The organism is Microbacterium sp., assembly GCF_011620665.1.
In the GTDB taxonomy this organism is placed as follows: Bacteria; Actinomycetota; Actinomycetes; order Actinomycetales; family Microbacteriaceae; genus Microbacterium.
Genome location: NZ_WOYQ01000001.1, coordinates 12,567 through 21,457, shown reverse-complemented (window position 1 = coordinate 21,457; position 8,891 = coordinate 12,567). Strand labels below are relative to the sequence as shown.

10 protein-coding genes are annotated in these 8,891 nt (G+C 65.1%); 3 read left to right on the top strand and 7 right to left on the bottom strand.

The annotated features are described in order from the left end of the window. The first annotated feature begins 3 nt into the window (after positions 1-3). On the top strand, positions 4-240 hold the full coding sequence (locus QZV81_RS00095) for a hypothetical protein (RefSeq protein ID WP_363331564.1): 237 nt from the start codon (positions 4-6) through the stop codon (positions 238-240). A 441-nt stretch (positions 241-681) separates the two neighbouring features. Here the strand turns inward: QZV81_RS00095 and QZV81_RS00090 are convergent, their stop codons facing one another. Genes QZV81_RS00090 through QZV81_RS00075 form a run of 4 tightly spaced genes read right to left on the bottom strand, consistent with a single transcriptional unit; the run spans position 682 to position 4,963 of the window. After that, entirely contained in the window at positions 682-2,382 is a 1,701-nt protein-coding gene (locus QZV81_RS00090) for a cytochrome bc complex cytochrome b subunit (RefSeq protein WP_292830650.1), read from the bottom strand. Beyond that, complete coding sequence (locus tag QZV81_RS00085; protein WP_292830647.1) at positions 2,379-3,458, bottom strand: Rieske (2Fe-2S) protein; 1,080 nt, start codon at positions 3,456-3,458, stop codon at positions 2,379-2,381. Before QZV81_RS00085 ends, QZV81_RS00090 begins: the two co-directional genes overlap by 4 nt. Before the next feature lie 39 nt (positions 3,459-3,497). After that, positions 3,498-4,298, bottom strand: coding sequence for a cytochrome c (locus QZV81_RS00080; protein ID WP_292830644.1), 801 nt, complete (start codon positions 4,296-4,298; stop codon positions 3,498-3,500). A 20-nt stretch (positions 4,299-4,318) separates the two neighbouring features. Further along, positions 4,319-4,963 carry a heme-copper oxidase subunit III gene (locus QZV81_RS00075; protein ID WP_292830641.1) on the bottom strand — a complete coding sequence of 215 codons (645 nt, stop codon included), beginning with the start codon at positions 4,961-4,963 and terminating at the stop codon, positions 4,319-4,321. 143 nt (positions 4,964-5,106) lie between these two features. On the opposite strand from QZV81_RS00075, the gene trpD reads away from it, so the two are divergent. Further along, the gene (trpD, locus tag QZV81_RS00070; RefSeq protein ID WP_292830638.1) at positions 5,107-6,168 is read left to right on the top strand and encodes an anthranilate phosphoribosyltransferase; all 1,062 of its coding nucleotides are present in this window, start codon (positions 5,107-5,109) and stop codon (positions 6,166-6,168) included. A gap of 39 nt (positions 6,169-6,207) precedes the next feature. Here trpD and QZV81_RS00065 read toward each other — a convergent pair whose 3' ends face one another. From QZV81_RS00065 to QZV81_RS00055, 3 genes are all read right to left on the bottom strand, one after another. Continuing rightward, a complete protein-coding gene (locus QZV81_RS00065) occupies positions 6,208-7,125 on the bottom strand; it encodes a 5'-3' exonuclease (protein WP_292830635.1) in 918 nt (305 codons plus the stop codon). A gap of 33 nt (positions 7,126-7,158) precedes the next feature. Further along, the gene (locus tag QZV81_RS00060) at positions 7,159-7,647 is read right to left on the bottom strand and encodes a hypothetical protein (RefSeq protein ID WP_292830633.1); all 489 of its coding nucleotides are present in this window, start codon (positions 7,645-7,647) and stop codon (positions 7,159-7,161) included. Between the two features lie 248 nt (positions 7,648-7,895). Next, on the bottom strand, positions 7,896-8,423 hold the full coding sequence (locus QZV81_RS00055; protein WP_292830630.1) for a hypothetical protein: 528 nt from the start codon (positions 8,421-8,423) through the stop codon (positions 7,896-7,898). Between the two features lie 57 nt (positions 8,424-8,480). On the opposite strand from QZV81_RS00055, the gene QZV81_RS00050 reads away from it, so the two are divergent. Next, a partial coding sequence (locus QZV81_RS00050; protein ID WP_292830627.1) for a YchJ family metal-binding protein occupies positions 8,481-8,891 on the top strand: 411 nt, incomplete at its 3' end.

Below are 8,891 nucleotides of genomic sequence, written 5' to 3'. Positions count from 1 at the left end.
GATATCACTTACGTTCACACCTGGCAGGGGTTCGTGTATCTGGCCACGGTGATCGGCTGGTTCCACGCCTACGTGATCTTGGACATCTTCTCCCGTTACGTCGTGGGCTGGCGTGTCGAGAACGTCGAAGACGGGCGCCTGGCCGCCGACCGGGTCGAGCAGATCGTCACCGACACCGGGCACCGGCCCGGATGGCTGCACGCCGACGGCAGCGCGGCGATGCGCAGTTCAAGACCATGAAGTACCTGCCCGACTACCCCGACCGGTTCGACAGCATCGGCCACGCGCGCGCCTGGATGGACGGCTTATCGGCCACTACAACCACGAGCACTACCACTCCGGCATCGGCTACTCCACACCCGCGTCCATCCACCACGGCACCGCCGAGACCGTCCGCGAGCTACGGCAAACCACCCTCGACGCCGCCTACGCCGAGCACCCTGAACGCTTCGCCCGCAGTGCCCGGCCGTCATATCGCAAGCTCGCGATTCCGTGAGGGGGACCCGGCGGGCAGACGCTCCGCGAAAGCAGGCCGGTCTGGACGGACAGTAGCGAGGGGTACACCGCGGAGCGAATCGGCCTGACGATCGCGACTTTCGATGTCGTCAGGGTTGCCGATCACAACGGCAAGGCTGGCCGCTCCGCAGATCGCGGTGCGGCCAGCCTCGCCACAAGGAGAGCTCAGTGACCCTGCGGATCTGCGGCATGTCCCCCTTCGAGCTCGGTCTGCTCAGCCTGACTGAGGGCATGATGCGCGTGCGAACGCGCATCATCGATGTCGGACTGGGTGACCGGCGCGAGGCGGTCCTCGAAGAACCAGCGAGAGATCGACGCTCGCAGGTTCTCGTGCCAGGGAATGCGACCCTGATCGTTCGGTCGCACCACAAGCGGCTCATTGGTCTCGAAGTCGACGAGCTTCATCAGCTCGTAATCGTCGACCGGCTGGTGTACCTCGATGTACTCGCCGCCCGGCAGACGCACGATTCGACCGGATTCGTATCCGTGCAGAGCGATCTCACGATCCTTCTTCTGCAGGGCGATGCAGATCCGCTTGGTCACGAAGTAGGCGACCACGGGACCAACGATCAGCAGAGCCTGCAACGTATGGATCACACCCTCCATCGTGAGCCAGAAATGGGTCGCGATGATGTCGGACGATGCCGCTGCCCACAGAACCGCGTAAAAGGTCACGCCAGCGGCGCCGATCGCAGTGCGCGTCGCGGCATTACGTGGCCGCTGTGCGACGTGGTGCTCCCGCTTGTCGCCGGTCACCCACCCTTCGATGAACGGGTAGATAAGGACGAGCACGATGAACAGCCCGAGGATGACGAGCGGCAACAGGATGTTCCACGACCACGTGTGGCCCCAGAATACGGATTCGAGGTGAGGAGGCACGAGACGCAACGCGCCGTCGGCGAAGCCGATATACCAGTCGGGCTGGGTCCCCGCCGAGACCGGCGACGGATCGTATGGTCCGTAGTTCCAGATCGGGTTGATGGTGAACAGCGAGGCGATGAGCACGATTACGCCGAAGGTGATGAAGAAGAATCCCCCCATCTTCGACATGTAGATCGGCATCATCGGGTAGCCCACGACGTTGCTGTTCGTGCGGCCCGGGCCTGCGAACTGCGTGTGCTTGTTCACGATCATGAGCATGAGGTGGACCGCCAGCAGCGCGATGAGGATCGCCGGTAGCAGCAGGATGTGCAGTGTGTAGAGACGTCCGACGATCGCCGTCCCCGGAAACTCGCCACCGAACAGCAGGAAGGAGATCCACGTACCCACCAGTGGTATGCCCTTGACCATGCCGTCGATGATGCGCAGGCCGTTTCCGGAGAGCAGATCGTCAGGGAGCGAGTAGCCGGTGAAACCCTCCGCCATCGCAAGAATGAACAGGATGAAGCCGATCACCCAGTTCAACTCGCGCGGCTTGCGGAATGCGCCGGTGAAGAACACACGCAACATGTGCACGCCGATGCCGGCGACGAAGACGAGCGCCGCCCAGTGGTGGATCTGGCGCACCAGAAGTCCACCGCGAACGTCGAAGGAGATCCTCAGCGACGAATCCAGCGCGGCCGACATCTCGACGCCGCGCAGTGGGAGGAATGCGCCGTCGTAGTGGGTCGGCACCATGGACGCCTGGAAGAAGAACGTCAGAAACGTACCGGACAGCAGCACTGCGACGAAGCTCCATAAGGCGATCTCGCCGAGCATGAACGACCAGTGATCAGGAAAGATCTTCCGGCCGAGTTCTTTAACGAGGCCGGAGATGCTTGTGCGCTCGTCGATGTAGTTCGCCGCGCCCGCGACGAACCGCCCGCCCAGCGGCTTCTCGGTCTGGCTTTCCTCAGTGCCTGTCTCGGTGACAGTCGCGGTGCTCAATGGCGCTCCCAGAAGCTCGGTCCGACGGGTTCGTGGAAATCGCTCTGCGCGACGAGGTAGCCCTCGTCATCGATCGTGATCGGCAGCTGTGGCAGCGGACGTGCCGCCGGACCGAAGATCACCGCGGCGGACCGCGATACGTCGAACTGCGACTGGTGACATGGGCAGAGCAGGTGGTGGGTCTGCTGCTCGTACAGTGCGACCGGGCAGCCGACGTGCGTGCAGACTTTGGAATAGGCGACGATTCCGTTGTAGGACCAATCGAGGTTGTTGTGCTCCGCAGGGAGCTGCTCGGGGAGCAGGCGCATGAGCAGGACGATCGCCTTCGCCTTCTCTTCGAGGTACCCCTCGTGATGACTGAGCTCCGCAAGGGGAGCCGGAATCACGTGTACGGCGGACCCGATGGTCAAGTCCGACGCCCGGATCGGCTCGCCGCTGGGGTCGTGCGCGAGGCGCATCCCTTCCTTCCACATCGTGTGGCTGAGGAGCGCGACAGGGTCACCGGCGATCGGGTTCGCGGGGCTGTTCTCCGGCGCCAGGCCGCGGAACAAGGTGATCCCCGGAAGGATTGAAGCGACCAGCGCAGCGATCAACGAGCCGCGGATCGCCGTCCGACGTCCGAAGCCGGACTCTTCGTTCGCTTCGCGGAATACCTCGACGGCGCCCTCTCGGGTCGTGTCGCGGCCGCGGGTCGCGTGGCGGGGTTCGATGAACTCCTTGTCACTCATGACGGCCTTGGACCAGTGGATCGCTCCGATGCCGAGGGCCAAGAGGGCGAGCCCGATGCCGAGGCCGATGAAGAGGTTGTTGTGGCGGATGTCGATGATCTGCCCGCTCTCGATGGGGAAGAGCATGTAGGCAGCGATTGCCCAGATGCTTCCCGCCAGCGACAGGTAGAACAGGGTGTAGACAGTTCGCACCGCGCGCTTCATGGCGGCGGGGTCTCGGTCAGTGACCCGCGCGCGGTGCGGGGGGAGCCCCGGGTTCTGCACGGGGTCCGGGACGGCCACAGCGAGCCCCGGGGAGGGCTGCCACGAAGCCCTCTCGTGCCCGAGCGCGTCTTCCTCGTGTGCCATGGTGCTCCTTGCTTCAGTTCTCGTCAGTGACGTTGTTGATCAGTTCGACTTCGCTGTGATCCATACAGTGATGCCGATCAGGGTGCCGATGCCGAAGATCCAGATGAACAACCCCTCGGAGACCGGCCCGAGCGAGCCGAGCGAGAGACCGCCGACTGACTCGTTGTCCTGGAGGAACAGGAGTGCCGAGATGATGTCGCGCTTCTCCTCGGTCGTCAGAGTCATGTTGTTGAACACCGGCATGTTCTGGGGGCCGGTCGTCATCGCCGCATACATATGCAGCGCACTCGTATTGGTGAGTGCGGGAGCGTACTTTCCTTCGGTGAGGGCGCCACCTGCCGCAGCCACGTTGTGGCACATCGCGCAGTTGATGCGGAACAGTTCGGCGCCGTTGGCGACATCACCCTGGCCGTCAAGGATCTTCTCGTCTGGGAAGCTCGGCCCGGGGGCGACGGACTGGACCCAGGAAGCGATCGCAAGGATCTGGTCCTCGGTGAACTGCGCGGGCTTCTGCGGGGCCTGGGGTCCCTGCGCCTGCAAAGGCATGCGGCCGGTCGACATCTGGAACTCGACAGCGAGCTCACCGACGCCGTACAGCGAGGGCCCGTCGACGGTGCCCTCCATGTTGAGGCCGTGGCACGTCGCGCAGTTCGCCTGGAACAGCTTCTTGCCGTCATCGACGGTCAGCGACGAGGCGGCGGTTTCCGGCTCGGTCGCTGCCATGGCGGCGGTGGCGCCTGCGTAGATGCCACCCGTGACGAGTAGGCCGATGCCGATGAGGGCGGCGCCGGCCCACTTGCTGCGGCGACCGGTGTGACGGCGAGGGGTCTTCGATGGCATGGAAGTGTTCAACTCCGCTCTCACTTGATGAAGTAGATGACGACGAACAGGACAATCCAAACGACATCGACGAAGTGCCAGTAGTACGAGACGACGATCGAGGAGGTCATTTCCTTACGACCGAAGTTCTTGACGGCGAATGCGCGACCGATGACGAGAAGGAAGGCGATGAGGCCACCGGTCACGTGCAGGGCATGGAATCCCGTCGTGATGTAGAACGCGGATGCATAAGAGTCCGCGCTGATCGGCATGCCCTCGGCGATCAGCGTGGCGTACTCCCACACCTGACCCGAGACGAAGACCGCGCCCATCAGGAAGGAGAGGAAGAACCATTCGACCATGCCCCACTGGCGGAACTGCCAGAACGAGCCCTTCCGGTACGGCTGGAAGCGTTCGGCGGCGAAGACGCCAGCCTGAGCTGTGAACGAGGAGAGAATCAGGATGACCGTGTTCACGGCGGCGAACGGGACGTTGAGATCGACGGTGCGCTCGGCCCACAGACCGGGCGACGCATTGCGCAGAGTGAAGTAGATGGCGAAGAGCCCGGCGAAGAACATGACCTCGCTGCCGAGCCAAACGATCGTCCCGACGGCGACCGGGTCGGGCCGCTTCACGGAGCGCAAGGCTTGGGGATACGTTGCTGAAGTGCTCGTCACGTTCACCATTATGGCGGAAACGACGACGAGTTTTCGCATCCCTGAAGGTCGTTTTGAACGGAACCTGCCGTGCTCTCCACTTTTGGAGGCGTGTGAACGCCCTTTGAAGCGGCCGCGAGTTGGCTGTCAGAGTCCCGATAGGATCGATGACCATGGCGGAGCTCTATTCGTGGCCGGACATTCTCGAGGCACTGCTGGACCGAAGCGATCTGAGCGTGTCTCAAGCGACTTGGGCGATGCGTCGCGTGATGGCGGGCGAGGCGACGCCTTCACAGCTGGCCGGATTCCTGGTCGCGCTGCGGGCGAAGGGTGAGACGGTCGATGAGATCGTCGGATTCCGCGATGCCATCCTGGAAGCAGCCGTGCCGCTCCCGGTGCCGGCCGAGGTTCTCGACATCGTCGGCACCGGGGGCGACCGATTCGGCACGGTGAACATCTCGACGATGTCGGCCGTGGTCGCCGCTGCGACCGGCATCCCGGTCGTCAAGCATGGAAACAAGGCTGCCAGCTCGGCGTCGGGATCATCTGACGTGCTTGGGGCCCTTGGCATCGATCTGACGCTGTCTCCGGAGCGCGTCGCAGCGGTGCTCTCGGAAGTGGGGATCACTTTCGCGTTCGCCTCGGCGTTCCACCCAGGTTTTCGCTTCGCCGGACCGACCCGCTCCGAGCTCGGTGTTCCGACGGTCTTCAACTATCTCGGTCCTTTGTGCAACCCGGCCCGCGCCGAGGCCAACGCGGTCGGCGTCGCGCATCTGGATCGGGTCCCGTTGATCACGGGCGTGTTCCGCACGCGCGGCGCGACGGCGCTCGTGTTCCGCGGCGATGACGGACTCGACGAGCTGACGACCACGGGCCACAGCCGCGTGTGGGAGATCAGTCGGGGAGACGTTCATGAACACGACCTTGACCCTCGTGATCTCGGGATCCCGCAGGCGCGGATCGACGATCTCCGGGGTGGGGATGCCCATCACAACGCGGCGATCTTCCATCGAGTGCTGGAGGGGGAGTCGGGGCCAGTTCGCGACATCGTGGTGCTCAACGCGGCTGCGGGGATCGTCTCGTACGACCTCTTCCGGGACGCGGCGCAGGTACAGCGACCGATCATCGAGCGGCTCGGCGATGCCGTCGTGCGTGCCGCGGATGCCATCGATTCCGGTGCCGCCGCTGCCAAGCTCACCGCGTGGGCCGAGGCCGCTGCGACCGTCGGCGCCTGATCGATCCGCTTTGCCTCGTGATCGGCGCGGACGTGTGTGTCAGGCGCGCGCCGACAGCGCTGCACCTGCGCGCGTCGCGGAGCTGCCGAGGTTCCAGCGCTCGGCGAGGTCGGCGACTGCTCTGGAATCGGGCGCAGTGATGCGCGCGGAGACGTCCGCGATGTCGAGATCGTGCACGAGCTTGACCACCCGCGGAGCGACGGCGAGGTAGTCGCGCGCTGCACCGAGCCTCGCCCGGATGCCGGCCGTCATCCCCTCGCCGCGCTCAGCCGCCGACAGGATGCCGGCCAGGTCGCCGTGCAGGGCCAGCAGTGATGCCGCGGTCTTCTCACCGATTCCAGCCACACCCGGCAGGCCATCAGACGCGTCACCGCGGAGAACCGCGAAGTCCGCATATTGGTGAGGCAGCACGCCGTACTTCTTGAGGACCGCGGCGTCATCGAGGATCTCGAGGTTGCTCATACCGCGCCCGGTATAGATGACTCGCACCGCGCGCGCGTCGTCGACCAGCTGGAACAGGTCGCGGTCGCCCGTGACGACATCGACAGCCATCAGCGCCTGGGTCGCGAGGCTGCCGATCACGTCGTCGGCCTCGTGTTCCGCCACCCCGACAACGGGGATGCCGAAGACGCCCAGCTCTTCGCGGATCACGGCCACCTGCATCTCGAGGGGATCGGGCACCATTTCGACGTCGGGTCCGGCCTCGATTTCAGCGGCGACACGATGCGTCTTGTATGTCGGGATCAGGTCGACGCGCCATTGCGGTCGCCAATCGTCGTCCCAGCAGGCGATGAGATGCGTGGGCTCGTAGGTCGAGACGAGTTTGGCGATCATGTCGAGCAAACCGCGAGCTGCGTTCACCGGACGCCCATCGGGGGAGCGCACGGTGTCGGGCACCCCGTAGAACGCCCGGAAGTAGAGACTCGCGGTGTCCAGGAGCATCATCCGGTCGGCCACGTGCACATCCTGCCACGGCCGGCGACATCCTGTTCAGCAGCCGGGGCCGCTTGGGTTTTCGAGGCAGGTCCGTTCGACGAGCGCCGTCCGCACCTCGACGACGTCGATCGCCGTCGTCGGCGTGCGGACCTCGAGGAGACCGGGCACTTTAACGTCGCCAGTGCCGAAGTCGACGGTTGCCGAGTATTTCACGATCGCGGAAGCGCCGTAGCTGCCGCGTGTTCGGTAGGCGTGGCTCGTGGCGGTGGCACTGAATTGCTCCTGGCCGAGCGCGGCCCAGGTGCGGCCACCGGTCGGCGACGTACGCGAGGATCCGTCTCCGTGCACGAACACGAACGATGCCGGGACGAATCGCACGGTCACCGGCAGGTCGAAAAGCGTCCCGGTCGCCGTATGCGGCGTTGCCGTGACGACGAAGTTCATCGGCATGCCGACGATGCCCACACCGTCCGGCTCATCCGCCAGGAGAGACGCGGCCGGCGCGAACGAAGCGACGTCGGTGAGCGTGGGACGCAGGATCACGATCGTGTAGCACCGCGGGTCGCGGGGGTCCGCGACGCAGTCCGGCCCTGGCGCCGCGGGCGGGGTTGGCGAAAGCAGGGCGCCGCCCGTGCCCGGACTGTTCCCGTGTCCGCCGCCCGGCCGCGTTGCGCCGATATCGACCGTCGACCCGGAGTTCGAGATCGTGCACCCGCTCCAGGCCGATGAACCAGAACAGCCTTCCGTGGGAACCGTGGTCAGCGTTCCTATCAGCGCGGCCACCACAAGGATCATGCGCATCGTGAATCTTCTATCGCCGTTGACTCGCTTACGCGAAGTGGTGAAGCTTCACTGGAGGATGTGAAGCGGAGCTGAACCGCGTATACATCGGGTCTCTCGGCGCCAACCTGCGAGACCCCGGAGGCATCTGTGAGTGAGACGGCGCTCACGTCAAGACAGGCGATTGCCAGTAACTCGTCTTCATCGACACGATAGAAGCCGTCAACAACACTTCGTCCGCTCACGAGCCATCCGTCTGCGTGAAGCTTCGTCAGCGACCGCTTCTCATCGCCTAAGGCGGGACCTGAAAGATGGGCGTAGACGGATTCGAACGTTGCCGGGTCGCTCAGGTCTACCTGGTTGAGCGCATCCACGTAAGCGCGGTAGGTGGCCTCTGCGGCGGCGAAGGCCTCTTCTTCGGATGAGAAGCCGGTGGGGGCCGGTGTCGCGGTGGGGTCGGGTGCGCATCCCGTCGCGAGCAGCATGAATGCGAGGGCGCCGCACGCTGCGCCGGCGAGCTGCCGCATCCGATCCATCATGTGCCTACGCTAGCCAGTGGCCCACTCGGGCGTCACGATTGTCCACAGGGAGAACCCATGTCTTTCGGTTCTGCCGCGGCGCGCCGTCGGCGTCGGATTCCCATCGGAGATCCCTGCCCGTGCGGGAGCGGCGCACGCTTCCGTGCATGCTGCGGACCGGTTCTCGAGGGCGCACCGGCCGCGACGCCCGAGGCGCTGATGCGCTCGCGCTATGCGGCTTTCGCGCTCGGTGACCTCACGCATCTCGAAGCTTCCTGGCATCCGGCCACCCGGCCCGAGCGGCTCACTCTCGAAGACGGGCTGGAATGGGCCGGGCTCGAGGTTCTCAGCGCCCACGAGGACGGCGCTCGCGCCACGGTCGAGTTCCGGGCGCACTGGCGGGATCCGGCCGCCGGGACCAGCGGCGACGTGCACGAAACGAGCCGCTTCCGGTACCTCTCCGGGCGTTGGCTCTACGTCGACGGCGAC